This is a genomic window from Sphingomonas leidyi (assembly GCF_011761945.1).
In the GTDB taxonomy this organism is placed as follows: Bacteria; Pseudomonadota; Alphaproteobacteria; order Sphingomonadales; family Sphingomonadaceae; genus Sphingomonas; species Sphingomonas leidyi.
Genome location: NZ_JAASQV010000002.1, coordinates 1 through 23,926, shown reverse-complemented (window position 1 = coordinate 23,926; position 23,926 = coordinate 1). Strand labels below are relative to the sequence as shown.

Sequence of the window (23,926 nt, the reverse complement as noted above, 5' to 3'; positions counted from 1 at the left end):
CGCGGTGAACAAGGCGGCCGTCCGCGCCTATGTCGATGCGTTCAACGCGCACGATGTCGCCCGGCTGAACCGGCTCTTCGCGCCCGAGGCGAAGATCTGGGGTGTGCTGGGCGCCGGACCACTCGACATGGCGATGGGGATCTGGCGCGAACTGCACGAAGGGATGGAGATGCGGCTCGAGATCCTCGACCTGGTCGCCGAGGGGGATTCGGTGGCGGTGCGCCTGCGCGAGACCGGCCGTTTCGTCGGCCCCTTTCGCGGCATGGGCGGGATGGCACCGACCGGCCGGCCCTATGAGGTGGCCGCGATGGAATGGTTCCGGCTCGAGGACGGAAAGATCACCGAGCGCTGGGGCGCCCGCGATTCCGCCGCGATCCTCCGGCAGGTGAGCCAGGACTAGGGCCGCAGCGTCAGCCCGATCGTCATCGCATGGTCCATCTGGTCGCGCGCGCCGGCGCGGCCGAAGCGATACTGGTTGAGATAGCCGATCTCGACGCGCAGCCGGCGGCCCACCGGCGCCCCCAGGCCGACATTGGCCCGCACCCGCTCGATCCCGCCGCGCTGGCCCCAGCCGGTGGTGTTGAGATTGAGGAAGGTCTCGTGCGTGGCGAACAGGCCGAGCCCGGTCCGGCCCAGCGGCGCGTTGAAGCGAAGCTGGCCGCGCACGCGGTGGCCGATCGCGGGGCCCGAGCTGTTGAAGCGCTGCTCGAGCCGGATCCGCGTGGCGAAGCCGGCGCCCAGCGGCACGATCACGTGCTGGCGCAGCCGCTCCTCGTTCGGCAGCGTCCGGTCGCCGACGAAATCCTCGACGTGGCGATAGCCGATGGCGAGCTCGACCTTGCCCAGCTTCCAGGCGAACAGCCCGCCGATCTCGGTATGCGCCAGGCCGCGGGCGCGGTCGCCGAAACGGGCGATGCTTTCCACCGTCGCTTCCTCATGCTCGCCCACGCGGACGACGCCGCTCGCCTGCAGCCAGAGCTGGTCGTCGGTCCGCTGCGCGAGCGCGGGCGCGGCGGCGAGGAGCAGGGGCAGGGCGACGCACGAGCGCATCGCGTCTAAACGCATCGTCTTCATTCCGGTGCAAGCTCTTCTTGCCGGCTCCGGAACATTCGTGGAACATCGCTGCCATCCAAAGGGGGGAGAAGAGTGATGATTCTCATGACGGCGCTGGCTCTGGGCATGGCGGCGCAGGGGCGCTGCACGGCGCTCGACACGCGGCTTCCGCGTCCGCTCGCCGGCTGGAAGCGCGAGGGGCGCGGGCTCGATACCGGCCATGCGGTGACGCTGCCGATCCGCGGCGGCGGCATCGAGACCCGGATCGCCATCCGCAAGGCCGGCACGGTCGGCATCGCGATCGATCGCGCCGGGTGGATCGACGCCTTCGCGGCCGGGGACCGCCGCGCGCTGCGCATGGCGTCGGAGCGCCGGGGGCCGCGCTGCTCGACGATCCACAAGATCCTCTATTACCGGATGCGCCCGGGCACCTATCGCGTCACGGTGAATCGGCTTAAGGGCGACCGTGCAAAGCTGATGCTCACGCACGACTGACAGCAAATGTCATAAGGGATTCCCGATGAAGTTCTTCGCCGACACCGCCGATACCGCCGACATTCGCGACCTGGCCGCCACCGGCCTGCTCGACGGCGTCACCACCAACCCCTCGCTGATCCACAAGGCGGGCCGCGACTTCCTCGAAGTGGTCGCCGAGATCTGCGAGATCGTCGAGGGTCCGGTCTCGGCCGAGGTCGTGGCGCTCGATTTCGAGGGCATGATGCGCGAGGCGGAGATCGTCCGGAAGATCGCCGACAATGTCGCGGTCAAGGTGCCGCTGACGATCGACGGCCTGAAGGCGTGCAAGGCGCTCACCGACGACGGCACGATGGTCAATGTGACGCTGTGCTTCTCGGCCAACCAGGCGCTGCTCGCGGCCAAGGCCGGCGCGACCTTCATCTCGCCGTTCGTCGGCCGGCACGACGATATCGGCTATCCGGGCATGGACCTGATCGCCGACATCCGCACGATCTACGACAATTACGCCTTCGACACCGAGATCCTGGTCGCCAGCGTGCGCAACCCGATCCATGTGCTCGAAGCCGCCAAGATCGGCGCCGACGTGATGACCGCGCCGCCGAGCGTGATCCGCCAGCTGGTCAAGCACCCGCTGACCGACAACGGCATCGCCGCCTTCATGGCCGACTGGGCCAAGACCGGCCAGAAGATCGGGTGATTTCCCAATTCCTCCCCCGGCTTGCCGGGGGAGGGGGACCGCTGGCAGGGCGAGTGGTCGAGGGGCGGCCGCGGCCCCCCACCACCGACCTGCGGCCGGCGGCCCCCCGCCCCGAGACAAGCTCGGGGAGGAAATATACTATCCCCCCATGACCGAACCCGCCCTCCCGCTCCTCTATGCCCAGCACCTTGCGCGTGACCGGCGGCGCTCGGCGCACACGGTGCGGGCCTATGGCGCCACTGCCGAGCGGCTGGTCGCCTTTCTCCGGGAACATTGGGGCGGCCCGGTCACGCGCGACGCGCTCGGCCGGGCGAGCGCCGCGGACCTGCGCGCCTATCTCGCCCATCGCCGCGGCGAGGGCCTGTCCAACGCCTCCGCCGCGCGCGAGCTTTCGGCGGTGCGCGGCTTCCTGAAGTTCGCCGGCGGCGACGATGCGGCGCTTCCCCGCCTCAGGGGGCCGCGCGTCAAGAAGGGCGTGCCCCGTCCGATCGCCCCGCACGAGGCGGTCGCGCTGGCCGAGACGGTTTCCGAGGAAGCGCGCGAGCCCTGGATCGGGCTGCGCGACTGGGCGGTGCTGCTGCTGCTCTATGGCGCCGGGCTGCGCATCGGCGAGGCCGTGGGGCTCACCGGCGCCGTGCTCCCGCTGGGCCAGACGATGAGCGTCACCGGCAAGCGCGACAAGACGCGGATCGTTCCGCTGCTCCCCCAGGTGCGCGAGGCAATCGAGGCCTATGCCCGTGCCTGCCCCTATGGCGTCGCGCGCGATGCCCCGCTGTTCCGCGGCGCGAAGGGCGGCCCGATGCCGGCGGGGGGGATCCGCAAGTCGGTCCGCTCCGCCCGGGCCGCGCTCGGCCTGTCGGATCGCACCACGCCGCATGCGCTGCGCCACAGCTTCGCCACGCATCTGCTGGGCCGCGGGGCGGACCTGCGCGCGCTGCAGGAGCTGCTCGGCCATGCCAGCCTCAGCTCGACTCAGGTCTATACCGCCGTCGATGCCGCGCACTTGCTCGACGTCTATCGGAGCGCCCATCCCCGCGCCTGATTTCGATCAGTTACAGGGGGGCTCCGCTTCGCTACGGCGGGTGCATGGACCATCCCTATCTCGCTGACGTCACGGACATCCAGCGCATCCCCGAAGTCGAGACTATCCTCGCCGAATTGTGCGAGCGCACCGGCATGGGCTTCGCCGCGGTGGCGCGCGTCACCGCCGATCGCTGGGTGGCCTGCCAGGTGCTCGACAAGATCGAGTTCGGGCTGAACCCCGGCGAGGAGCTGGCGATCAAGACCACGATCTGCGACGAGATCCGCGCGAGCGGGCAGGGCATCTATATCGACGATGTCGATGCCGATCCCGAATGGCGCCGGCATCACACGCCCGCGCTCTACGGCTTCCGCAGCTATATCTCCTGGCCGATCCTGCGCGGCGACGGCAGCTTCTTCGGTACGCTGTGCGCCGTCGATCCGGCGTCGCGCCTTGGCCTCGCCGCGCTTGCCCCGCAGATGGAAGCCTATGCCCAGCGGATCGCGGCTGCGCTCGACCGTATCAGTCTCGCGGCTTCCAGGTGAGGATCCGCCAGACATAGAGCAGTGCGATCCCGGCGACGATGGCGATGATCGCAGGCCCCACCCAATGCTCGATATCCTCGATCGTGGCGCCGAGCGCATAGCCCACGCCCACCAGGATGATGTTCCAGATCGCGCTGCCCACGGCGGTGTAGCCGACGAAGCGCCAGAAGGGCATGTGCATCAGCCCGGCGGGGATCGAGATGATCGTGCGGCCCACCGGCATGAAGCGGAAGATCAGCACGGTCGGCCCGCCCCATTTGTCGAAATAGGTCTTGAGCTTCTCGATCTCGTGCCAGTCGAGCGTCAGCCAGCGGCCCCAGCGATCGATCAGCGGCCGCAGGCGCTTGTAGCCCAGCCGCCGGCCGATCTCCCACCAGAAGAGATTGCCCAGCACCGTGCCCGCGGTGCCGGCGAGCAGCACGAGCGCCAGGTTCATCTCGCCGCGCGCCACGGCGATGCCCGCGACGCTCATGATCGCTTCCGACGGCACCGGTGGAATGACGTTCTCGAGCACCATCAGCCAGAAGATGCCCCAATAGCCCCAGGAAGCCGCGTCCCACATAGCGCCTCGATCAGTTCCGTTCGGCGACGCGGCGCTCGATCGCCTGCCAGATCAGCGCGGCGGTGTCGGTGCCGTTGAACCGGTCGATCGCGACGATGCCGGTTGGGGAAGTGACGTTGATCTCGGTCAGCCACTCGCCGCCGATCACGTCGATGCCGACGAACAGCAGCCCGCGCTGCTTCAGCTCCGGGCCCAGCACCGCGCAGATCTCCTGTTCGCGCGCCGTCAGCTCGGTCTTGGCCGCGCTGCCGCCCACTGCCAGGTTCGAGCGGATCTCGCCTTCGCCCGGAATGCGGTTGATCGCGCCGGCCACTTCGCCGTCGACCAGCACGATGCGCTTGTCGCCCGCCGCCACCGAGGGGAGGAAGGCCTGCACCATGTGCGGCTCGCGCCAGGCGGTGTTGAACACTTCGATCAGCGAAGAGAGGTTGGCGCCGTCGCGGCCCACCTTGAAGATCGCCTTGCCGCCATTGCCGTGGAGCGGCTTGATGACGATCTCGCCATGCACGGCCAGAAAGGCGCGCGCCTCGTCCAGGCTGCGGGTGACCAGCGTCGGCGGCATGAACTGCGGATAGTCGAGGACGAACACCTTCTCCGGCGCGTTGCGCACGCTGGCGGGATCGTTGACCACCAGCGTCCGGTCGGCGATCCGCTCGAGCAGATGCGTCGCGGTGATATAGCCCAGGTCGAAGGGCGGATCCTGGCGCATGAGCACGACATCGGCGTCGGCGCCCAGGTCGAGCGACACCGGCGCCTCGAAGCGGAAATGATCGCCCGCCACGCGCTGCACGGTCACGGGATGCGCCCGGGTCCAGACGCGGCCGGCGGAATAGTTGAGGTCCTCGGCGCCGTAATGGAACAGCCGGTGGCCGCGCGCCTGGGCGGAGAGCATCAGCGCGAAGGTCGAATCCCCCGCGATGTTGATCGCGTCGAGCGGGTCCATCTGCACGGCGACATTGAGCGACATTCGGCCTCCTTCGGGAACGCCTTAGGTGACTTATTCGAATAAGTCACCCCATCCAGGCGTTCTCGATATGGCGAGGCGGCGTCCCCGGGGCAATGAGGATCACGTCGACCCGGATATCGTCGTTCGGGCCGGCATAGCGCGGCATCAGCACTTCGGCCGCGGCGGCGACGCGGGCAAGCCGGCGCTCGTCGATCGCGAAATCGAGATCGGCCGCGGTGGCGCGCGTCTTGACTTCGACAAAGGCGATCAGGCTGCCGCGGCGCACAACCAGATCGACTTCGCCGGCCGGGGTGCGGACCCGGCGATCGAGGATTTTCCAGCCTTTCAGCCATAGCCACCAGGCGGCGCGGCGCTCGCCTTCGCGGCCACGCGTTTCCGCAGCGCGGCGATCCGTTGGTCTTTTACCCTTCACGACTCGCACCTGTGGATAACTTTGGTTACCATCGCCAGACCGAGTCGCACCGAACCGGGTTTATCGGTGCTTTCGGGGGGTCGCATTCTGATGGAATCCAACGAACGCTATTATCGGCGTCGCGCCGCTCAGGAACTCGCTGCCGCGAAGCGGGCGATGACGGAGGCCGCCGCGCTGCGCCGCCGCCAGCTCGCGGAGACCTATCTCAAGCGCCTTGCCGAACTTACCGGCGCCGACGAGATGCGCGTGCTCGAGCAGGAATACGCCTGAGGGCTTTCGCGGCGACCTGCGTCAAGCATCCTCGGCGAGGGCCGGGGCCCAGCCGCAATGTCGTTCGAGAGGTTCGCCGGCCTCACCCGTCAGCCCGATACCGGGCCCCGGCCTTCGCCGGGGAGCAATGGATGTCCTTGGCTCGCAACGCGGGATTCGCGGGCGGGTGCCATGATCTTCCGCACCCGGCGCGGCCTCGCGGCATAGGGCTACTCCTTCATCTCCATTGCCCGCGCATAGAGCGCCTTGCGGTCGAGCCCGAGCTTCTTCGCCACTTCGCCCGCCGCCTTGCTGGCCGGCAGGCGAGTCAGCGCCTCGGCGAGCGCGGCATCGGCATCATCGGCGCTGGCGGGCGCGGGCGCGCCCGGCGGGGCGACCACCACCACGATCTCGCCCTTGGGCGGCGCCTCGGCATAGCGTGCGGCCAGCTGGGTGAGCGAGCCGGTCACGCATTCCTCGAACTTCTTGCTGATCTCGCGCGCCACCGCCGCCTCGCGATCGCCCAGGCCCTCGGCCAGCGCGGCGAGGCAGGCCGAGAGCCGCGGCCCCGATTCGTAGAGGACGAGCGTGGCGCGCACGCCGGCGATCTCGGCGATCGCTTCGGCCCGGGCCTGTTGCTTGGACGGCAGGAAGCCCAGGAACAGGAAGCGGTCGGTCGGCAGCCCCGCCAGCGTCAGCGCCGCGATCGCCGCGCAGGGGCCGGGAATCGTCGTCACCGGATGGCCGGCGGCGCGGGCGTCGCGCACCAGCTTGAAGCCGGGATCGGAGATCAGCGGCGTGCCCGCATCGGAGACCAGGGCGATGGCCTCGGTCGCCATGCGCGCGACCAGGCCGGGGCGGACGGCATCGGCATTATGGTCGTGATAGGGGATCATCTTCCCCTTCGCGCCCAGGTGCCGGAACAGGCCGGCTGTCACACGGCTGTCTTCTACGGCAACCAGATCGGCGCCCAGGAGTATTTCGGAGGCGCGCGGCGACAAGTCACCGAGATTGCCGATCGGGGTGGCGACGATATAGAGGCCGGGCGTGAGAACAGCGTGCATCGGGGAGAGTAAATGGCAGACGCGACCGTGAATCCGCAACGGGGCATCCTCCGCTGGGCCGCTTTGGGCCTCGCCGCCCTCCTCGCCGCCTGCGCCAGCGGGCCGCGGGTGATCCCCGAGACGCGCCCCGCGCCGACGGTGGAGGCACCGCGCGAGCGGCCCTCGACTCGGCCGATCTCGCCGGGCCTGCCCCAGGATGTGGAGCGCCACCGCGTCGCGCTGCTCGTGCCGATGACCGGGCCGAACGCCGGCGTCGGCAAGTCGCTCGCCAATGCCACGCAGCTGGCGATCCTCGACACCAAGTCGGACGTGCTGCGCATCACCACCTACGACACTGCCGGCGGGGCCGCCAACGCCGCGCGCCAGGCGATCGCCGACGGCAACAAGCTGATCCTCGGCCCGCTGCTCGCCGAGGAGGCGCGCGAAGTGGCGCCGATCGCCCGCGCCGCGCGCGTGCCGGTGCTCAGCTTCTCGAACGACACGGCGGTGGCCGGCAACGGCACCTATCTGCTCGGCTATTCGCCGGCCCAGTCGATCGAGCGCGTGGTCGATTATGCCCGGGCGCAGGGCGTCACCAATTTCGTCGGGCTGATGACCTCGGGCGTCTATGGCGAGCGTGCCTCGACCAGCTTCCTGCGCGCCGTGGAGGATCAGGGCGGCAAGGTGCTGGCGATGGAGACCTATGATGGCCGCCCCGGCTCGATGACGAGCGCGATCACCAAGCTTTCGCGGACTCCCTATCAGGCGATCCTGATCGCCGGCTCGGGCGCGAGCGGCGTGACGGCGGCGCCGATCATCCGCAAGTCGGCGGGGGGCAAGGCGTCGCGCATCCTCGGCACCGAGCTGTGGAACACCGATTCGGCGATTGGTTCGAACGCGGTGCTGAACGGCGCCTGGTTCGCCAGCGTGCCCGACAATTACTATCGGACCTATGCGACCAAGTATCGCACCCGCTTCGGCGCGGCGCCCTATCGCCTGTCGACGCTCGGTTATGACGCGGTCCTGCTCACCGTGCGCATCGCCCGCGAATGGCGGCCGGGCGACATCTTCCCCGAGCGCCGTCTGGTCGCGCCCGACGGGTTCGGCGGCCTGGACGGCGCCTTCCGCTTCGGCCGCGACGGCATCGCCGAGCGCGCGCTCGAAGTGCAGGAAGTGAAGGGGGGGACGACGGTGACGATCTCGCCCGCGCCGACGGGGTTCGGAGGCTAGGTCGAGGACTCAAACCAGTATCTGATTTTCCTTCGTCATCCCCGCCCGCACGGGGATGACGGAAATGGATATGAGTCCCTAACCCAGTCTAAACTCCCGAACTTCCGCGCGGTGGGCCAAGCCCGAATCATGCGTTCAGGCGATCACCAGCTCGCGCAGGATCGCCTCGAGCACCGGCATGCCGGCATCGGTGACGCGGAGGCGGCTGCCCTCGCGCCGCACCAGGCCCTGCGCCGCCATCCCCGCCAGCGCGCGGCCCTCGAGCGGCGCATCGGGAATGCGGGCGAGGTCGACGCCCTCGGCGAGGCGCAGGCCCATCAGCAGCGCCTCGACGCCGCGGTCGTGCGCTTCGAGCGGATCCTCGCGCTCGATGCCATGGCCGTTGCGTTCGATCGCCGCGAGCCAGTTCTCGGGTTTCTTGCGGCGAAGCGTGGCCACGCCGTTCCGCCGGCCATGCGCGCCCGGGCCGACCCCGGCATAGTCGCCATAGCGCCAATAGGTGAGGTTGTGCCGGCTCTCCGCGCCCGGCCGGGCATGGTTGGAGACTTCATAGGCCGGCAGCCCGGCCGCCGCCGCGATCGCCCGCGTCGCTTCGAACAGGTCGGCGGCTTCGTCCGGGTCGAAGGCCTTGAGCTCGCCTTTCTCGAACAGCGTGGCGAAGCGCGTACCGGGTTCGATGGTGAGCTGATAGAGCGAGAGATGCTCGGTGCCGAAGGACAGGGCGCGGCGCAGCTCGGCTTCCCATCCGGCCAGCGTCTGGCCGGGCCGGGCATAGATCAGGTCGAAGCTGACCCGGCCGAAGGCGCGTTGGGCAGTCGCCAATGCCGCCAGGCCTTCGTCGACGCCGTGTGCCCGGCCGAGGAAGCGCAGATCGGTATCGTCGAGCGCCTGCAACCCGAGCGAGACGCGGTTCACGCCGGCGGCAGCGATGTCGGCGAAGCGCGCGGCCTCCACGGAGGAGGGATTGGCCTCCAGCGTGATCTCGATGCCGGGTTCGAAACCCCAATGCGCCTCGGCCGCCGCGATCACTGCGGCCACCGTCTCGGGCGGCATCAGCGAGGGCGTGCCGCCGCCGAAGAAGATCGAGCCGAGCCGGCGCCCGGGCAGCGCTTCCGCCTCATGCGCCAGATCCGCGAGCATGGCCGCGCGCCAGGCGGCCTGGTCGACGCTCTCGCGGACATGGCTGTTGAAGTCGCAATAGGGGCATTTCGACACGCAGAACGGCCAGTGCACATAGAGTGCGAGAGGGGCGGTGGTGTCGGTCATCGCTTGAAAGGCTTGGAGCGGGTAACGGGAATCGAACCCCCGGCATAGCCCGGCAGGGCGGAGCGTCACAGGGGACACGGGTTCGCCGGACGGTGGAAGTTGGAGCGGGTAACGGGAATCGAACCCGTGTATTCAGCTTGGAAGGCTGCTGCACTACCATTGTGCTATACCCGCTAGCCGGGGGCCGAGTGCCACAGCCGCCCCCGGCCGGTCAACCTCGCACGCTATTTCCCGGTGAAGTTCGGCTTGCGCTTCTGGAGGAAGGCCAGGCCACCCTCCATGGAATCGGCAGTGCCGCGCGCGCTGCGCTGGTGGTTCGCTTCCATTGCCAGCGTTTCCTCCAGCGTCGATTCGAGCGCCTGGGCGATGCCCCGGCGGATCATGCCGAGCGCCACGGTGGGGCCGGCGGCGAGGCGGGCGGCGAGCGCCAGTGCCTCATGCTCGAGCTGCTCGTCCGAGACGACGCTGTGCACCAGCCCCCAGTCGCGCGCCTTCGTCGCGGGCAGCTTCTCGCCCAGCAGCATCATCTCCGCCGCGCGCGAGCGCCCGACCAGGCGCGGCAGCAGCCAGGTGGCCCCGCCATCCGGCACCAGCCCGATATTGACGAAGGCCTGGAGGAAATAGCCCGTGTCGCTCGCCACGCAGAAATCGGCGGCCAGCGCCAGGCTGCAGCCGATGCCGGCGGCAGGGCCGCGCACCGCGCTCACCACCGGCACGCCCAGGCGCGTGACGGCGAGGATCGTGGGGTTGTAGTGATCGGTCAGCGCGGCATGCGTCGCCACGCCGGGATCGGCCGAGGCGAGCGCGCCGCTCGCCACATCGGCGCCCGAGCAGAAGGCGCGGCCGGCGCCCTGGAGCAGCACCGCGCGGGCGCCGTCCAGCTTTGCCAGCGCGTCGCGGATCTCGTCGAACATCGCGGGCGGGGCGGCGTTGAGCCGATCGGGCCGGTTGAGCGTGACCACAAGCACGTCGCCGGTGCGCTCGGTCAGGATCGTCTCGTAGGCCATCTTCCACTCCCGTTTCGCTTCGCAACCGATAGCGGCGAAGCGGAGCCGGCGGAAGGGTGGGCTGAATGACGCTAGGGCGCGGCCGGCTGCGGGCCCGAGGGCGTGACGGTGAGCAGCGAATCACCCCCCAGCGTGCGGTAGAGCGTCACCAGATTGGTCGCCTCGACCAGCCGGGTGTTCACCAGTCCGCGCTGGGCGGTGTAATAGGAGCGCTGCGCGACCAGGTTCGCCAGGAAATTGTCGATCCCGCCGCGATAGCGCGCCTCGGCGAGGCGATAGCTGTCCTGCGCCGCGGCCAGGTTGTTCCTATTGGCTTTCAGCTGGTCGGCGATGGTGCCGCGCCGGGCGAGCGCGTCGGCGACTTCGCGGAAAGCGGTCTGGATCGATTTCTCATAGGTGGCGAGCGCCGCGTCGCGCTGGGCCTCGCTCAGCTGCACGCCCGCCCGCCCGGCGCCGGCGTTGAAGATCGGATAGCTGGCGCTGGCGCCGCCCGACCAGTTGAAGCCGTTGCCCGAGAAGAGCCCGGTCAGCGCGTTGCTGGCGAAGCCGAGCAGCCCGGTGAGCGAGATGCGCGGAAACAGCGCGGCGCGGGCGGCGCCGATCTGGGCATTGGCGGCGCGCAGCGTATATTCCGCCTGCACCACGTCCGGCCGGCGGAGCAGCACGCCCGAATCGACGCCGGCGGGCAGCTCGGCGACGGTGGGAGCGGCTTCCTCGATCGCGGCGGAGAGCTGCGCGGCATCGATGTCGGCGCCGACGAGCAGCCGGAGCGCGTTGACGTCCTGCGCCAGCGCAGTCTTCTGCGTCGCCACGTCGGACTGGGCGGTGGCGAGAATCTGCTGTGCCTGGGCCAGGTCGGTGCGTGGCGCGATACCGCCCTTCAGGCGCCGATCGGTGAGCGCCACCGCGCGCTCGGCATTGGCGGCGGTGTCTTCAGCGATCTTGAGCAGGCTCGCGTCCGCCGCATGGTTGAGCCAGGCGGCGGCGATGTCGCCGATCAGCGTCAGGCGCGTGGCGCGTGCCGCCGCCTCGGTCGCGAACCAGCGGTCCTGCTGGGCATGGGTGAGCGAGGCGACGCGGCCGAACAGGTCGAGCTCGAAGGCGGGGATGCTGACATTGCCCGAGAAGTTGGTGCGCGTGCCGCCGGTGGTGACGGCGCCGGTGCTGCTGCCATGCGCCACGGTCGCGCCCGCGCCGGCATCGAGTTCGGGAATGCGGTCGGCGCGCTGGATGCGATATTGCGCGCGCGCCGCGGCGATGTTGGCCGCGGCGACGCGCAGGTCGCGATTGCTGGCCAGCGCCTGCTCGATCAGCTTCCGGAGCCGCGGGTCCTTGAAGATGTCCTGCCAGGTGACGCTGGGCAGCGCTGCTTCGTCGGCCTTGAGATAGGCATCGCCCGCCGGCCAGCCCGGCGGCACCGGCGCTTCGGGCCGGGCATATTTCGGCTCCATCGAGCAGCCGGCGAGCGCCGTGCCGAGGAGCAGGGTCAGAACCGCGCGCTTCATGCCTGCGCCTCCCGCTTGCGGGCCCGTCGTTCGCGCAGCGCCTTCAGCGCGTCGCGCACGCCGCGGCGGACGAGCACGAAGAACAGGGGGATGTAGAAGATGGCGAGGATCAGTGCGGTCAGCATGCCGCCGATCACCGCGGTGCCGATCGCGATGCGGCTGTTCGCGCCGGCACCGGTGGAGATCGCCAGCGGCAGCACGCCGAAGATAAAGGCCAGGCTGGTCATCACGATCGGGCGGAAGCGGATGCGGGCGGCTTCGATCGCGGCCTCGATCACGCGCTTGCCTTCCTTCTCGGCGCGCTCGGCGAACTCGATCATCAGGATGGCGTTCTTAACCGCCAGGCCCATGGTCGTGAGCAGGCCGATCTGCAGATAGACGTCGTTCTGCAGGCCGCGCAGCGTCACGGCGAACACCGCGCCGATCAGGCCGAGCGGCACCACCAGCATCGCGGCGACCGGGATCGACCAGCTCTCGTACAGCGCCGCCAGGCACAGGAACACGATGAGCAGCGAGACGCCGTACAGCAACGGCGCCTGCCCGCCGGCCAGCCGCTCCTGATAGGAGAGGCCGGCCCAGGCGATGCTGGTGCCGGGGATCTGCGCGGCGAGCTCCTCCATGCGCTTCATCGCGTCGCCCGAGCTCTTGCCCGGGGCCGGCTGGCCCTGGAACTCGAAGGACGAGATGCCCTGGAAGCGCGACACGGTGGTCGGCGCGGTCGCCCAGCTGATCGTCGCGAAGGAGGAGAAGGGCGTCATCGTGCCGTTGCTGCCGCGCACGAACCATTCGCCGAGATTCTGGGGCTCGGCGCGATAGGGCGCGTCGCCCTGGACATAGACGCGCTTCACGCGGCCGCGATCGATGAAGTCGTTGACGTAGCGGCCGCCCCAGGCAGTCGACAGCGTGTTGTTGACGTCCGCCTGGGTGAGGCCGAGCGCGGCGAGCTTCTCCTGGTCGATCTGGATGTTGAGCGTCGAGACGTCGGGCAGGTCGGACAGGCGGACGGCCTGGAGGTCGGGATCGGCATTGGCCGCGGCGAGCAGCCTGTCGCGGGCGGCCACGAAGTCGGTGCGCGACATGCCGCTGGTGTTCTGCAGCTCGAGCGTGAAGCCGTTCGACTGGCCGAGGCCGCGGATCGCCGGCGGCACCAGCGCGAAGACCTGGGCGTCGCGGAAGTTGCGGAAGGCGCCGGCCGCGCGCTGGACGATCGCGTCGGCGCCGTTCTCCTTGCCCGGGCGATCGTCCCAGGAGACGAAGTTGACGAAGCCCTGGCCGGTATTCTGGCCGCTGGCGCCGCCACCCCCGCCGCCGCCGGTGACGGTGAAGATGGTGCGGACGTTCCTGCCCTCCTGCTCGCGCAGATATTTCTCGACCGCGAGCTGCACTTCCTGGGTGCGGGCCTGAGTCGCGCCGGCGGGCAGGCGGAACTGGACGCTGGCGGCGCCCTGGTCCTCGGTCGGCAGGAAGCCGGTGGGCAGGCGGTAGAACATCAGCACCAGCACTGCGCAGACCAGCAGGTAGATCAGCAGGAAGATCCACTTGCGATCGACGACATAGGAGATGGTGCGGGTATAGTGCTCGATCGTCCATTCGAAGCCGCGGTTGAACTTCTGCGAACCGATGCGGCCCCAGCGGCCGACAAAAGGCACGCGGCGCGAGAACCAGCCGGAGCCGGGCTCGGCCATGTCTTTCTTGCGCTTGAGCACCGTGGCGGTGAGCGCCGGGCTGAGGATCAGGGCGACGAGCACCGACAGGACCATCGCCGAGACGATGGTGACCGAGAATTGGCGGTAGATCACGCCGGTCGAGCCGCCGAAGAACGCCATCGGCAGGAACACCGCCGACAGCACCAGCGCGATCGCGACCAGCGCGACCTGGATCTGGTCCATCGACTTGATCGTCGCCTCGCGCGGGGTGAGCTCGGGGTCCTCCTCCATCAGGCGCTCGACATTCTCGACCACGACGATCGCGTCGTCGACGAGCAGGCCGATCACCAGCACCAGGCCGAACAGGGTGAGCGTGTTGATCGAATAGCCGAGCGCATAGAACACCGCGAAGGTGCCGAGCAGCACCACCGGCACCGCGATCATCGGCACCAGCGTCGCGCGCCAGCTCTGCAGGAACACGAACATGACGATGACGACGAGCGCGATCGCCTCGCCCAGCGTCTTCACCACTTCGTCGATCGAGAGCTTGATGAACTCGGTGGTGTCGTTGGCATAGGCGTAGTTGAAGCCCTGGGGGAACTCCTTGGCCGCTTCCGCCACCGTCGCCTTGATCAGCTCGGCGGTCTTCAGCGCGTCGGCGCCCGGCGCGGTGCTGATCGCGATGCCCGAGCCGGGATGGCCGTTGACGCGGCTGACCGCATTGTAGTTCTCGGCGCCCAGCTCGATCCGGGCGACGTCCTTCAACAGCACGTGCGCGCCGTTGGTCTGGGTCTTGAGGATGATCTTGGCGAATTGCTCGGGCGTCTGCAGCCGCGACTGGGCGGTCACCGTCGCATTGAGCATCTGGGTGGCCGGCATCGGCTGGCCGCCGATCTCGCCGGCGGCGATCTCGGTGTTCTGGCTGGTGATCGCGTTCACCACGTCGCTCGGCATCAGGCCGTAGCTGGCGAGCGCCGAGGGGTTGAGCCAGATGCGCATGGCATAGGGCGAGCCGAACACGTTGACGTCGCCCACGCCTGGCAGGCGCGACAGCGTGTCCTGGAGGTTGGACGAGAGCCAGTCGGACACGTCGCGATTGGTGCGCTTGTCGGTCTCGTCATAGACGCCGACGAGCAGCAGCGTGTCGGGGTTGGACTTGGTGACGCGCACGCCCTGCTGCTGCACCTGGTTGGGTAGGCGGGAGAGCGCGGCCTGCACCTGGTTCTGCACCTGCACCTGGGCGATGTCGGGATCGGTGCCCTTGTCGAAGGTGGCGCTGATCGTCACCTGGCCGCGCGAGGTGGACGAGGAGCTGAAATAGAGCAGCCCGTCGATGCCGGTCAGGTTCTGCTCGATGATCTGCGTCACCGAGTTCTGCACCGTCTCCGCCGACGCGCCGGGATAGGTGGCGCGGATGTTGACCTGGGGCGGCGCGATGTCGGGATATTGCGCGATGGGCAGCGAGAAGACCGCGCCCAGGCCCATCAGCATGGTGATGATCGCGATCACCCAGGCGAAGATGGGGCGATCGATGAAGATGCGCGACATGGGTGCTCAGCCGCCCTTCGACTTGGATGCGCCGGTGTCCTGGCCCTTGCGGGGCTGCTCGATCTTCTGCGGCGTGTCGGCCGGGACCGGGCGGATATCGGCATTGGGCTTCAGGTTGGCGATGCCCTGGGTGATCACCTTGTCGCCGGGATTGAGCCCCTTGGTGATGACCCAATAGGCGCCCTGGGTGCGCTCGGCGGTCACGTCGCGGCGCACCGCCTTGTTGTCCGGGCCGACCACCCAGAGCTGGGCGGCGCCCCTGGCGTCGCGCGACACGGCCTGTTGCGGCACCAGGAAGGCGCGGGTGTCGATCGCCTGGGTGAAGACCGCGCGGACGAACATGCCCGGCAGCAGCATCCCCTCGGGATTGGCGAAGCGCGCGCGCAGCGTGACGGTGCCGGTGTTCTGGTCGACCATCACTTCGGAGAATTCGACCGTGCCGGTCGTGCCATATTCGCTGCCGTCCTCGAGCTTCAGGCGCACGTCGGCGCTGCCCGGCGTCACGCCCTGCTGCGCCAGCGCGCGGCGCAGCGCGAGCAGCTCGGTGCTCGACTGCTGGATGTCGACGAAGATCGGGTCGAGCCGCTGGATCACCGCCAGCGGATCGGCCTGGTTGGTCGTCACCAGCGCGCCTTCGGTTACGAGCGAGCGGCCGATGCGGCCGGTGATCGGCGCGGGGACGCGCGTGAAGTGCAGGTTGATCCGCGCGGTCTGCAGCTGCGCGCCCGTCTGGGCGACCTGCGCGCGGGCCTGGCGGGCGGCCGCCGCGGCATCGGTATAGTCCTGCTTCGACACCGCCTCGGCCTCGGCGAGCGGCTTGTAGCGATCGGCCCTGATCCGGGTCGCCTCGGCATTGGCCTGGGCGTTCTGCAGATTGGCCGCCGCCTCGGCGACGCTGGCGGAATAGAGGCTGGGATCGATCTGGTAGAGCGTCTGCCCCTGGCGGACGATCGTGCCCTCGGTGAAGAGGCGCTTGCGCACGATCCCGGCCACCTGCGGCCGGATCTCGGAGACCTGATAGGGATTCACCCGCCCGGTCAGCTCCGCGACCACCGGCACCTGCCCCGGCTGGACCACCACGAAGCCCACCTGGGGCGGTCCGCCCGCGCCCTTTTTCTGCGCAGTCTGGCCGCCGCTGCCGCAGGATGCGAGGAGCAGCGTGGTCGAGAGCAGGGCAAAGGCAGGTCGGCGCGAGCCGGCAGGGATGATTCGGTGCAATTCTTCAACCCGGATCAGGCGCCGACTCCGGCGCGGTGCTTGATGACGATGTTCCTTGTGCAGCCCACTGTGCAGTGCAACACAAGAAATATGCCGGAAACGCGATAGGCGGGCCCGGCAGACCGCACGTTTCCACGATTGGTTACCTGGCGCAACAATTGCCAGCTTGTTGCGGGGTTCCCTGCGGTTATGGGGGCGATCAATCTCCGCGTTGCGGCGGGCGCGGAACCGGCCTATTGGCGCCCGCCAATATGGCACGCATCGAAACGCCCAACCGCATCCGGGGCACCCAGGACATTTTCGGCGAGGATCAGCGCAGGTTCGCCCGCGTCCTCGAAACCTTCGACCATGTCCGCAAGCTCTATTGCTTCCAGCGCGTCGACATCCCGGTGTTCGAGGCGACGGGCGTGTTCGCCCGCTCGATGGGCGAGACCAGCGACGTCGTCTCGAAGGAGATGTACACGTTCGAGGACAAGGGCGGCGACCTGATCACGCTGCGCCCGGAGTTCACCGCCGGCATCTGCCGCGCCTATATCACCGAGGGCTGGCAGCAATATGCGCCGCTCAAGCTGGTCACCAGCGGCCCGGTGTTCCGCTACGAACGCCCGCAAAAGGGCCGCTTCCGCCAGTTCCACCAGCTCGACGCCGAGATCCTCGGCGCCGCCGAGCCGGCGGCGGATGTCGAGCTGCTCGTCCTTGCCGATCAGCTGCTGCGCGAACTCGGCATCGAGGGCGTGACGCTCCAGCTCAACACGCTGGGCGACGCGGAGACGCGCGAGGCCTGGCGCGCCGCGCTGGTCGCGCATTTCGAGGCGCACCGGGACCAGCTGAGCGAGGACAGCCTGGTCCGGCTCGAGAAGAACCCGATGCGCATCCTCGATTCGAAGGACCCGCAGGACCGCCCGATCGCCGACAGCGCGCCGGACATCGATGCCTATCTGACCGAGGAGGCGGCGAGCTTCTTCAAGGCCGTCACCGACGGGCTCGACGCGGCCGGCGTGCAATGGACGCGCAACAGCCGCCTGGTCCGCGGGCTCGATTATTATCGCCACACCGCCTTCGAGTTCGTCACCGACCGGCTGGGCGCGCAGGGCACCGTGCTGGCGGGCGGGCGCTATGACGGGCTGGTCGGCAATCTCGGCGGCCCCGAGACGCCCGGCGTGGGCTGGGCGGCGGGCGTCGAGCGGCTGGGGATGCTGATCGACGAGCCGGCGGCGGAGCGGATGCAGGTCGCCGTGGTGGTCGAGGCCGCGGGCGCGGAGGGCGCGGCGATCGGCTTGCTCGCCGCGCTGCGCAATGCGGGTTTCAGCGCCGAGCTCTTCGCGACCGGCAGCGCCAAAAAACGCTATGACCGCGCGCTCAAGGCGGAGCCTGCGATGACGCTTTCGTTCCAGGCGCGCGACGGCGCTCTCTCGATCGGCCAGCGCGTGATCCGCGCCGACGCGGTCGATGCGGATGCCGTGGCTGCATTGGTCGCCGCGCGATGAAGATTCCCGCCGACCGCATCGCCGCGATCGAGGCGCGGCGCGACGAGTTGCAGGCGCAGATGGCGACCGGCGACCTGTCGGGCGACAGGTTCGTCGCCGTCTCCAAGGAATATGCCGAGATCGAGCCGGTGGCGCTCGCCGCGGGCGAAGTCCGCCGGCTGCGTGCCGAAGCCGAATCGCTCGCGCTGATGGCGCAGGAGCCCGATGAGGAAATGCGCGCGCTGGCGGCGGAGGAGCTCCGCGCCAACGAGACGGCGCTGGCCGATGCCGAGCGCGGCCTTGCGCTTTCGCTGCTGCCCAAGGATGCGGCCGATGCGCGCCCCGCCATGCTCGAGATCCGCGCCGGCGTGGGCGGCGACGAGGCCGCGCTGTTCGCCGGCGACCTGCTGCGCATGTACCAGCGCTATGCCGACCGGATGGGCTGGAAGATCGAGCTGATCTCCTCGTCCGAATCGGAGTTCGGCGGCTTCAAGGAAGTGGTGCTCAGCGTCACCGGCACCGGCGTGTTCGCCAAATTGAAGTTCGAGAGCGGCGTGCACCGGGTGCAGCGCGTGCCGGCCACCGAGGCGGGCGGGCGCATCCACACTTCGGCGGCGACGGTGGCGGTGCTTCCGGAAGCCGAAGAGGCCGATATCCGGATCGACGACAAGGACCTGCGCATCGACATCTACCGGGCGTCGGGCCCGGGCGGGCAGGGCGTGAACACCACCGATTCGGCGGTGCGCATCACCCATTTGCCCACCGGCACGATCGTGATCCAGCAGGACGAGCGCTCGCAGATCAAGAACAAGGCCAAGGCGATGAAGGTGCTGCGCACCCGCCTGTACGAAGCCGAGCGCGACCGGCTCGCCTCGGCGCGGGCGGGCGCGCGGCAGTCGATGGTCGGCTCGGGGGATCGCTCGGAGCGCATCCGCACCTATAATTTCCCCCAGGGCCGCGTGACCGATCACCGCATCAACCTGACGCTCCACCGCCTGCCCGAAGTGATGGAAGGCGAGCTGGACGAGCTTATCGGCGCGCTCGTCGCCCAGGACGAAGCGGACCGGTTGGCACAGCTCGATTCGTGAGCGAAGCGGCCGACATCAACACGGCCATTCCCGCCTATCTGGGTTATCAGCGCGCGAGCCATCCGCAGACGGATTGGCCCGCAGTCGTCGGGGCACTGGGTATCGCGCGGGCGCAGGCCGTGGAAATCCCCATGCTTCGCATCCTCGGCGCGCTTGGCGATATGCAGCCCGACTGGCGCCCGCTCGGGCTTTGGAAGGGCAGCGAATGGGCGGTGCGGGCGTTGCGGAAGGCGCATCCGGGGATCGATGATCGCGCGGCCAAGGCGCTGGTCTGGGCCTTTTCGTGCAACAACCGATGAGTGTTCGTGTCGCCCTCAACCAGGCTGCCCGTGCGCTCGAAGCCGTTTCCGATTCGCCCCGGCTCGACGCGGAGCTCCTTGCCGCCCATGCCCTGGGCGTTTCCCGCGAATCGATGATCCTGCGCCATCTCGGCGACCCCGCGCCGGAAGCGCTGGAGGCGCTGCTCGCCCGCCGGCTCGCGTATGAGCCGGTCGCGTACATCACGGGCCGCCGCGCCTTCTGGACGATCGAGCTGGCCGTCGGCCCAGGCGTGCTGATCCCGCGGCCCGACAGCGAGACGCTGATCGAGGCGGCGGTCGAATATTTCGGGGCGCGAGCGCCGGCGCGGATCCTCGATCTCGGCACCGGCCCGGGCACGCTGCTGCTCGCCGCGCTCGCCGAATGGCCCGAGGCGCAGGGGCTGGGCGTGGACGCTTCGGATGTCGCGCTCGACTATGCCCGGCGCAACGCCGCGACATTGGGGATGGCGGCGCGCGCCGGCTTCCGGCGCGGCGATTGGGGGGAGGGGCTCGATGGCCGCTTCGACCTGATTCTCGCCAATCCGCCCTATATCGGGACGGGGGAGCCGCTGCCCGAGCAGGTGCGCCGGTACGAGCCGGGTTCGGCGCTGTTCGCGGGGGCCGAGGGGCTGGACGATTATCGCCGCATCGTCCCCGATCTCCGCCGCCTGCTCGCGCCGGGCGGCGGCGCGGTGCTGGAGATCGGCTGGACCCAGGCCGAGCCGGTATCCGCGATTGCCCGGAATGGCGGTTTCGCCGTGACGCTGTACAAGGATCTGGGAGAGCGGCCACGCGCGCTGCTCCTGACTTGAAAAGACGCTAAAACGACACATATTTCTGCTTGGACATTGGTGCTGCACCGGCTAAGACAGCGACGGGGTAGGGCACTTTCAACCAAGCCGTTGAAACTTGGGCCGTGAAAAGCACAGCCCCGATTCAGGTCATGATAGCCGCTGCAGTCCGGTGGCCATGGCAGGCGACTTGCGCCTCCCGAGGCGTTGGCGCGCATTTGTAAACTGCATCCGGGACCCAGGAATTGGACCGACGGACAGCGTAAACAAGACAGGACATACAGACCTTGATGAACAATCGTCAGGCCGGCCGCCGTCGTGGTCGTGGCGGGCAGCAGCAACGCCAGGGTGGCAACCCCGGCCAGGGCAACGGGAACCGCATCGACAACCGTGCGCGCGGCAACGCCGCCCAACTGCTCGAGAAGTACAAGAATCTGGCGCGCGATGCCCAGATGCAGGGCGATCGGGTCAACACCGAATATTATCTCCAGTTCGCGGATCACTATTTCCGCGTGCTGAGCGAGAGCCGCTCGCGCTTCGAGGAGCAGAACCAGCAGCGCCGCCAGCGTGACGATTTCGACGGCGACGACGAGGATTTCGACGTCGAGGCCGATGGCAATCGTGCCGACGACGCGGACGAGCAGCAGGAGCAGCGCGCCCAGCAGCCGCGCCGCGAGCGCGAGGAGCGCCAGCCCCGCCGCGATCGTGAGGACCGCAACGGCCGCGCCAATGGCAATGGCTATGGCCATGCCGTCGAAGCCGAGAGCTTCGAGGCGGCCGCCGAAGAGCAGCGTGCTCCGCGCGAGGAGCAGGCGCCGCGCCGCGCCCGGCGTCCCCGCCGCGAGGAGGCGCAGCCCGAGGAAAGCCATGCGATCGACGCTGCGGTGCTTCCGCCCGCGCTCGGCGCGATCGACGCGGTACCGGCCGCGGAAGCGGAGGAGCCGGTGAAGAAGCCGCGCCGCCGCCGCACCCGCGCCGAGGATGCGGAAGCGACTGCCTGAACGGCACAGCGCGCCTGAAGATTCAGCGAAACGGATCGGCGGCTGGGCGAAGGCTCAGTCGCCGATTTCCATTTCGTCCTTCAGCCGATCCTCCACCTGCGCGTCATGGCCGGTGCCCGAGCTCAGGAACATCAAGCCCATCAGCATGGCACCGAGCAGGATCGTGAAGAACACGCCGAGCGCGGTGGCGGTGATCACGGTCAGGTTGAGCCAGCCCAGCCAGTGCCACAGGACCAGGATCGCGAGGATCGCGGCCGCCGCCGCGGCCATCGCCATCCAGCCCAGGATGCGGCGATAGCGCGCCCAGGCAAAGGCGGCATATTCGGGATCGTCCAGGCCGTGCGGCGCGTCCATCTTTTGCAATTGGGGGCGATGTGTGGGAGACTCAACCGCCTGGACCCGAATGCGGAGTGAAGGCGATGACGATCGCGGCGATCCTGGGGGGCAAGGGGCACGAAGTGGTCTCGATCGACGGGGACCGGACGGTTGCCGATGCGGTCGCGCTGCTCGCCGGGAAGCGGATCGGCGCCGTGCCCGTGATGTCCGGCGGCGCGGTGGCCGGCATATTTTCCGAGCGTGACGTGATCTACTGCCTCGAGCGCGAGGGCGCCGCGGCGCTTGCGCGCACGGTGGGCGAGGTGATGACCGCCCCGGCGATCACCGTCTCTCCCGGCGAGAGCGTGCTTGCCGCGCTGGCGCTGATGACGCGCCGGCGCATCCGCCATCTGCCGGTGGTCGAGGGCGATACCTGTATCGGCCTCGTCTCGATCGGCGATCTGGTGAAGTACCGGATCGAGCGGATCGAATCGGAAGCCGATGCGATGCGCGCCTATATCCAGGCGGTGTGATCCCGGGCGGGCGCTTGCCTTTCTATCCGTGGCGATTGCGGATCAGGTTGATCGATTCGATCAGGACCGGGCGGGCGAACAGGAACAGCAGCCCGCCATAGATGACGCCGCCGGCGCCCACGAGCAGCGCGAGATGCGGGAGCGCGGGAAGCGGCGGCAGCAGCGTATCGAGCCCGGTGACGAGCAGCGCCATGGCGACGGCGGCGAGCACCGGCGGGGCGATCGCCTCGACCAGCGCGCCCGGCTTCACGCCGATCACCGGCAGCGTCCGCCAGGTCGAGACCGCGAGATAGACGGGATAGGCCGCGAACCAGGCGGCGACGAGCCCCATCAGCCCCCAGTGCACGCCGATCAGGAATGCGATCGGCAGGCAGAGCGCGCCGGTGGCCGAATTCTGGGCGCTGATTCCCGGCCGGCCACAGGCGTCGCTGGCGGGAGCATAGAGCACCTGCAGCGTCATCATCGGCATGGCGAGCGCCAGCCAGTGCACCACCGGGGCGGCCTCCAGCCATTTCGGCCCCAGCGCCACCGCGACCAGCGGGTCGGCGGTGGCGGCCATGCCCAGGTAGAAGGGCATGGCGACCACCATGATCAGCCGGGCCGACTTGGTGAAGGCGGCGGCGACCGCGGCCTTGTCGTCCCTGAGCCGCGCATAGGCGGAGAAGGCGACTTCGTTGAGCGGCGGCACGAACTTGGAAACGAAGATCTGGGTCAGGAACAGGCTGGTCGTGTAGATGCCCAGCGTGTGCGGGTCGAACAGGCGGCCGGCGATGAATACGTCGGCCTGGCTCTGGGCGAACCAGAAGAGCTGGCCGGTGGCCATCACGCCGCCATAGCGGGCGATGTCGCCGGCGCCGCGAAAGTCGAAGCTCGGCCAGAGCAGGGAACGCGCGGCGATCGTCATGCCGATGGCGCGGGTGGCGAACAGCGCGATCGGCGCCGCGACCAGCGTCCATACGCCCAGGCCGGCCAGGGCGCCGGCAAGTGCGGCGATCGCGCCGGCGAGCGCCGAGACGAAGTTGACCAGCGCCTGCTTGCGGAAGTCCATCGCGCGCGAAAGCAGCGCCTGGGGCAGGGCGATGAACGGCGTGGCTATATATAGCAGCGCCTGCACGCGGAGCAGGTCGGCCACCATGGGCTGGCGATAATAGGCGGCGGCGGCGGGGGCCGCGAGGAACTGGACGGCGCCCAGGCCGAAGTTCAGCAGGATCAGCATGCCGAACAGCTGGCGCTGCGCGTGGCGGCCGGCGTCGTTGCGCTGGATGAGCGCGCTGGCGAGGCCGTAGCCGTTGAGCATGTTGAGCAGGACCAGGACCACCTGGGTCATCGCGAACAGGCCATAGGCGGACGGGCCGAGCAGCCGGATCACGATGAAGGTCGAGGCCCAGGTGAGCAGCTGGCCGAAGATCTGGGTGCCGGAACGCCAGATCACGGCACTGCGCACCTGCTGGCGCAGCGCGGCACTTTCGGCTTCGGAACTGGCCCGCATGGTATCGCTCATCCCGCGCGCTATGCGCCCGTTCGCGTTTATGCGCCGTAAACCGCCCAATGGGCACGAAATTGCGCAGATCTGCAGGGGAAATCCCATCCCGGATTCGCGTTTCGGGGGCGATTCGAGGGGCGATTCGAACGATTCGCGGGCCCCAGGGTCATGGAACCGTCATCCCGGCACCGGGCCCAGTGCCAAGAAACCGCGGATTTCTGCGGGTTTCCGGGTCTGTTTCGAAAAAAAGACAGAAAGTTTCACAAGGCTGTTGACGGGCCGGAAGGTCACGCATAGAAGCCACTCCACCGACGCGGTGCTCCTCACCGGAACGACGCGGCGGTCACCAAAATCCAGGCGCACAGGTCGCCCCGAGAAAAAGGGGTTGGACGGTGCGTCGGTTTTTGTCGCTCTTTGACATAGTGATTTAGATGAAGGGACATGTGGGCGGCGGCCCTGGGTTCTGGCGGCTTCTAGGCGTCGGATACTCAGATAAAGTCAAGC

At 68.9% G+C, this 23,926-nt stretch carries 25 protein-coding genes and 1 tRNA gene; 13 read left to right on the top strand and 13 right to left on the bottom strand.

What is annotated here, in order from left to right; translation table 11 throughout:
* The first annotated feature begins 4 nt into the window (after positions 1-4).
* Positions 5-400, top strand: coding sequence for an ester cyclase (locus tag FHR20_RS09795; RefSeq protein ID WP_208413552.1), 396 nt, complete (start codon positions 5-7; stop codon positions 398-400).
* Here FHR20_RS09795 and FHR20_RS09790 read toward each other — a convergent pair.
* On the bottom strand, positions 397-1,065 hold the full coding sequence (locus FHR20_RS09790; RefSeq protein ID WP_167299481.1) for a DUF2490 domain-containing protein: 669 nt from the start codon (positions 1,063-1,065) through the stop codon (positions 397-399). The two genes, FHR20_RS09795 and FHR20_RS09790, sit on opposite strands and share 4 nt — an antisense overlap.
* 84 nt (positions 1,066-1,149) lie before the next feature.
* Here FHR20_RS09790 and FHR20_RS09785 point away from each other — a divergent pair, with 84 nt between their 5' ends.
* The 4 genes from FHR20_RS09785 (at position 1,150) to FHR20_RS09770 (ending at position 3,793) form a co-directional block, all read left to right on the top strand.
* Entirely contained in the window at positions 1,150-1,548 is a 399-nt protein-coding gene (locus FHR20_RS09785; protein ID WP_243857274.1) for a hypothetical protein, read from the top strand.
* Positions 1,549-1,573: 25 nt separating this feature from the next.
* Complete coding sequence (fsa, locus tag FHR20_RS09780) at positions 1,574-2,227, top strand: fructose-6-phosphate aldolase (protein WP_086130650.1); 654 nt, start codon at positions 1,574-1,576, stop codon at positions 2,225-2,227.
* A gap of 148 nt (positions 2,228-2,375) precedes the next feature.
* Positions 2,376-3,269 carry a tyrosine recombinase XerC gene (locus FHR20_RS09775; protein WP_167299480.1) on the top strand — a complete coding sequence of 298 codons (894 nt, stop codon included), beginning with the start codon at positions 2,376-2,378 and terminating at the stop codon, positions 3,267-3,269.
* Between the two features lie 44 nt (positions 3,270-3,313).
* Positions 3,314-3,793 carry a GAF domain-containing protein gene (locus FHR20_RS09770; RefSeq protein WP_167299479.1) on the top strand — a complete coding sequence of 160 codons (480 nt, stop codon included), beginning with the start codon at positions 3,314-3,316 and terminating at the stop codon, positions 3,791-3,793.
* Here the strand turns inward: FHR20_RS09770 and FHR20_RS09765 are convergent.
* The 3 genes from FHR20_RS09765 to FHR20_RS09755 are packed head-to-tail and all read right to left on the bottom strand — an operon-like array spanning position 3,771 to position 5,743.
* A complete protein-coding gene (locus FHR20_RS09765) occupies positions 3,771-4,355 on the bottom strand; it encodes a DedA family protein (protein WP_167299478.1) in 585 nt (194 codons plus the stop codon). The genes FHR20_RS09770 and FHR20_RS09765 overlap by 23 nt on opposite strands.
* Before the next feature lie 10 nt (positions 4,356-4,365).
* The gene (gshB, locus tag FHR20_RS09760; RefSeq protein ID WP_167299477.1) at positions 4,366-5,322 is read right to left on the bottom strand and encodes a glutathione synthase; all 957 of its coding nucleotides are present in this window, start codon (positions 5,320-5,322) and stop codon (positions 4,366-4,368) included.
* Positions 5,323-5,365: 43 nt separating this feature from the next.
* Positions 5,366-5,743 (bottom strand): YraN family protein, encoded by a 378-nt coding sequence (locus tag FHR20_RS09755; RefSeq protein WP_380925353.1) that lies wholly within the window; start codon positions 5,741-5,743, stop codon positions 5,366-5,368.
* Positions 5,744-5,824: 81 nt separating this feature from the next.
* Here FHR20_RS09755 and FHR20_RS09750 point away from each other — a divergent pair, with 81 nt between their 5' ends.
* Entirely contained in the window at positions 5,825-6,004 is a 180-nt protein-coding gene (locus FHR20_RS09750) for a hypothetical protein (RefSeq protein WP_086130656.1), read from the top strand.
* 209 nt (positions 6,005-6,213) lie between these two features.
* On the opposite strand, the gene rsmI is transcribed toward FHR20_RS09750, so the two are convergent.
* Positions 6,214-7,047, bottom strand: coding sequence for a 16S rRNA (cytidine(1402)-2'-O)-methyltransferase (rsmI, locus tag FHR20_RS09745; protein ID WP_167299476.1), 834 nt, complete (start codon positions 7,045-7,047; stop codon positions 6,214-6,216).
* 12 nt (positions 7,048-7,059) lie between these two features.
* Here rsmI and FHR20_RS09740 point away from each other — a divergent pair, with 12 nt between their 5' ends.
* Complete coding sequence (locus tag FHR20_RS09740) at positions 7,060-8,256, top strand: penicillin-binding protein activator (protein ID WP_167299475.1); 1,197 nt, start codon at positions 7,060-7,062, stop codon at positions 8,254-8,256.
* 135 nt (positions 8,257-8,391) lie between these two features.
* Here FHR20_RS09740 and hemW read toward each other — a convergent pair whose 3' ends face one another.
* From hemW to FHR20_RS09710, 6 genes are all read right to left on the bottom strand, one after another.
* Entirely contained in the window at positions 8,392-9,522 is a 1,131-nt protein-coding gene (gene hemW, locus FHR20_RS09735; RefSeq protein ID WP_167299474.1) for a radical SAM family heme chaperone HemW, read from the bottom strand.
* A 100-nt stretch (positions 9,523-9,622) separates the two neighbouring features.
* Positions 9,623-9,696 (bottom strand) — tRNA-Gly (locus FHR20_RS09730).
* 50 nt (positions 9,697-9,746) lie between these two features.
* A complete protein-coding gene (locus tag FHR20_RS09725) occupies positions 9,747-10,529 on the bottom strand; it encodes an enoyl-CoA hydratase-related protein (RefSeq protein WP_167299473.1) in 783 nt (260 codons plus the stop codon).
* A gap of 71 nt (positions 10,530-10,600) precedes the next feature.
* Positions 10,601-12,034 carry an efflux transporter outer membrane subunit gene (locus tag FHR20_RS09720; protein ID WP_167299472.1) on the bottom strand — a complete coding sequence of 478 codons (1,434 nt, stop codon included), beginning with the start codon at positions 12,032-12,034 and terminating at the stop codon, positions 10,601-10,603.
* Complete coding sequence (locus FHR20_RS09715) at positions 12,031-15,228, bottom strand: efflux RND transporter permease subunit (RefSeq protein ID WP_167299471.1); 3,198 nt, start codon at positions 15,226-15,228, stop codon at positions 12,031-12,033. Before FHR20_RS09715 ends, FHR20_RS09720 begins: the two co-directional genes overlap by 4 nt.
* Positions 15,229-15,234: 6 nt before the next feature.
* Positions 15,235-16,446 carry an efflux RND transporter periplasmic adaptor subunit gene (locus FHR20_RS09710; protein ID WP_425057379.1) on the bottom strand — a complete coding sequence of 404 codons (1,212 nt, stop codon included), beginning with the start codon at positions 16,444-16,446 and terminating at the stop codon, positions 15,235-15,237.
* Positions 16,447-16,697: 251 nt separating this feature from the next.
* Here FHR20_RS09710 and hisS point away from each other — a divergent pair, with 251 nt between their 5' ends.
* The 5 genes from hisS to FHR20_RS09685 all read left to right on the top strand — a co-directional run bounded on the left by hisS (position 16,698) and on the right by FHR20_RS09685 (position 21,091).
* Complete coding sequence (gene hisS / locus FHR20_RS09705) at positions 16,698-17,933, top strand: histidine--tRNA ligase (protein ID WP_167299470.1); 1,236 nt, start codon at positions 16,698-16,700, stop codon at positions 17,931-17,933.
* Positions 17,930-19,000: a peptide chain release factor 1 gene (gene prfA / locus FHR20_RS09700; RefSeq protein WP_167299469.1), complete on the top strand. Its 1,071-nt coding sequence runs from the start codon at positions 17,930-17,932 to the stop codon at positions 18,998-19,000. Before hisS ends, prfA begins: the two co-directional genes overlap by 4 nt.
* Positions 18,997-19,299 (top strand): hypothetical protein, encoded by a 303-nt coding sequence (locus FHR20_RS09695; protein ID WP_167299468.1) that lies wholly within the window; start codon positions 18,997-18,999, stop codon positions 19,297-19,299. The genes prfA and FHR20_RS09695 overlap by 4 nt, the downstream gene beginning before the upstream one ends.
* Complete coding sequence (prmC, locus tag FHR20_RS09690) at positions 19,296-20,111, top strand: peptide chain release factor N(5)-glutamine methyltransferase (RefSeq protein WP_167299467.1); 816 nt, start codon at positions 19,296-19,298, stop codon at positions 20,109-20,111. The genes FHR20_RS09695 and prmC overlap by 4 nt, the downstream gene beginning before the upstream one ends.
* A gap of 269 nt (positions 20,112-20,380) precedes the next feature.
* On the top strand, positions 20,381-21,091 hold the full coding sequence (locus FHR20_RS09685) for a DUF4167 domain-containing protein (protein ID WP_208413551.1): 711 nt from the start codon (positions 20,381-20,383) through the stop codon (positions 21,089-21,091).
* Between the two features lie 54 nt (positions 21,092-21,145).
* Here the strand turns inward: FHR20_RS09685 and FHR20_RS09680 are convergent, their stop codons facing one another.
* Complete coding sequence (locus FHR20_RS09680) at positions 21,146-21,445, bottom strand: hypothetical protein (protein ID WP_167299465.1); 300 nt, start codon at positions 21,443-21,445, stop codon at positions 21,146-21,148.
* Positions 21,446-21,510: 65 nt separating this feature from the next.
* Here FHR20_RS09680 and FHR20_RS09675 point away from each other — a divergent pair, with 65 nt between their 5' ends.
* A complete protein-coding gene (locus FHR20_RS09675; protein WP_167299464.1) occupies positions 21,511-21,939 on the top strand; it encodes a CBS domain-containing protein in 429 nt (142 codons plus the stop codon).
* 22 nt (positions 21,940-21,961) lie between these two features.
* Here the strand turns inward: FHR20_RS09675 and FHR20_RS09670 are convergent, their stop codons facing one another.
* Positions 21,962-23,440: a lipopolysaccharide biosynthesis protein gene (locus FHR20_RS09670; protein WP_167299463.1), complete on the bottom strand. Its 1,479-nt coding sequence runs from the start codon at positions 23,438-23,440 to the stop codon at positions 21,962-21,964.
* Between the last annotated feature and the right edge of the window lie 486 nt (positions 23,441-23,926).

What these genes read in the sequence shown, in the direction of transcription:
- FHR20_RS09750 (WP_086130656.1), top strand. Translation starts at nt 5,825, where the DNA reads ATGGAATCCAACGAACGCTATTATCGGCGTCGCGCCGCTCAGGAACTC.
- FHR20_RS09680 (WP_167299465.1), bottom strand. Translation starts at nt 21,445, where the DNA reads ATGGACGCGCCGCACGGCCTGGACGATCCCGAATATGCCGCCTTTGCC.
- FHR20_RS09790 (WP_167299481.1), bottom strand. Translation starts at nt 1,065, where the DNA reads ATGCGTTTAGACGCGATGCGCTCGTGCGTCGCCCTGCCCCTGCTCCTC.
- hisS (WP_167299470.1), top strand. Translation starts at nt 16,698, where the DNA reads ATGGCACGCATCGAAACGCCCAACCGCATCCGGGGCACCCAGGACATT.
- FHR20_RS09770 (WP_167299479.1), top strand. Translation starts at nt 3,314, where the DNA reads ATGGACCATCCCTATCTCGCTGACGTCACGGACATCCAGCGCATCCCC.
- rsmI (WP_167299476.1), bottom strand. Translation starts at nt 7,047, where the DNA reads ATGCACGCTGTTCTCACGCCCGGCCTCTATATCGTCGCCACCCCGATC.
- FHR20_RS09775 (WP_167299480.1), top strand. Translation starts at nt 2,376, where the DNA reads ATGACCGAACCCGCCCTCCCGCTCCTCTATGCCCAGCACCTTGCGCGT.
- FHR20_RS09670 (WP_167299463.1), bottom strand. Translation starts at nt 23,440, where the DNA reads ATGAGCGATACCATGCGGGCCAGTTCCGAAGCCGAAAGTGCCGCGCTG.
- gshB (WP_167299477.1), bottom strand. Translation starts at nt 5,322, where the DNA reads ATGTCGCTCAATGTCGCCGTGCAGATGGACCCGCTCGACGCGATCAAC.
- FHR20_RS09715 (WP_167299471.1), bottom strand. Translation starts at nt 15,228, where the DNA reads ATGTCGCGCATCTTCATCGATCGCCCCATCTTCGCCTGGGTGATCGCG.
- FHR20_RS09725 (WP_167299473.1), bottom strand. Translation starts at nt 10,529, where the DNA reads ATGGCCTACGAGACGATCCTGACCGAGCGCACCGGCGACGTGCTTGTG.
- FHR20_RS09720 (WP_167299472.1), bottom strand. Translation starts at nt 12,034, where the DNA reads ATGAAGCGCGCGGTTCTGACCCTGCTCCTCGGCACGGCGCTCGCCGGC.
- fsa (WP_086130650.1), top strand. Translation starts at nt 1,574, where the DNA reads ATGAAGTTCTTCGCCGACACCGCCGATACCGCCGACATTCGCGACCTG.
- hemW (WP_167299474.1), bottom strand. Translation starts at nt 9,522, where the DNA reads ATGACCGACACCACCGCCCCTCTCGCACTCTATGTGCACTGGCCGTTC.
- FHR20_RS09785 (WP_243857274.1), top strand. Translation starts at nt 1,150, where the DNA reads ATGATTCTCATGACGGCGCTGGCTCTGGGCATGGCGGCGCAGGGGCGC.
- prmC (WP_167299467.1), top strand. Translation starts at nt 19,296, where the DNA reads ATGAGTGTTCGTGTCGCCCTCAACCAGGCTGCCCGTGCGCTCGAAGCC.
- FHR20_RS09765 (WP_167299478.1), bottom strand. Translation starts at nt 4,355, where the DNA reads ATGTGGGACGCGGCTTCCTGGGGCTATTGGGGCATCTTCTGGCTGATG.
- prfA (WP_167299469.1), top strand. Translation starts at nt 17,930, where the DNA reads ATGAAGATTCCCGCCGACCGCATCGCCGCGATCGAGGCGCGGCGCGAC.
- FHR20_RS09685 (WP_208413551.1), top strand. Translation starts at nt 20,381, where the DNA reads ATGAACAATCGTCAGGCCGGCCGCCGTCGTGGTCGTGGCGGGCAGCAG.
- FHR20_RS09675 (WP_167299464.1), top strand. Translation starts at nt 21,511, where the DNA reads ATGACGATCGCGGCGATCCTGGGGGGCAAGGGGCACGAAGTGGTCTCG.
- FHR20_RS09740 (WP_167299475.1), top strand. Translation starts at nt 7,060, where the DNA reads ATGGCAGACGCGACCGTGAATCCGCAACGGGGCATCCTCCGCTGGGCC.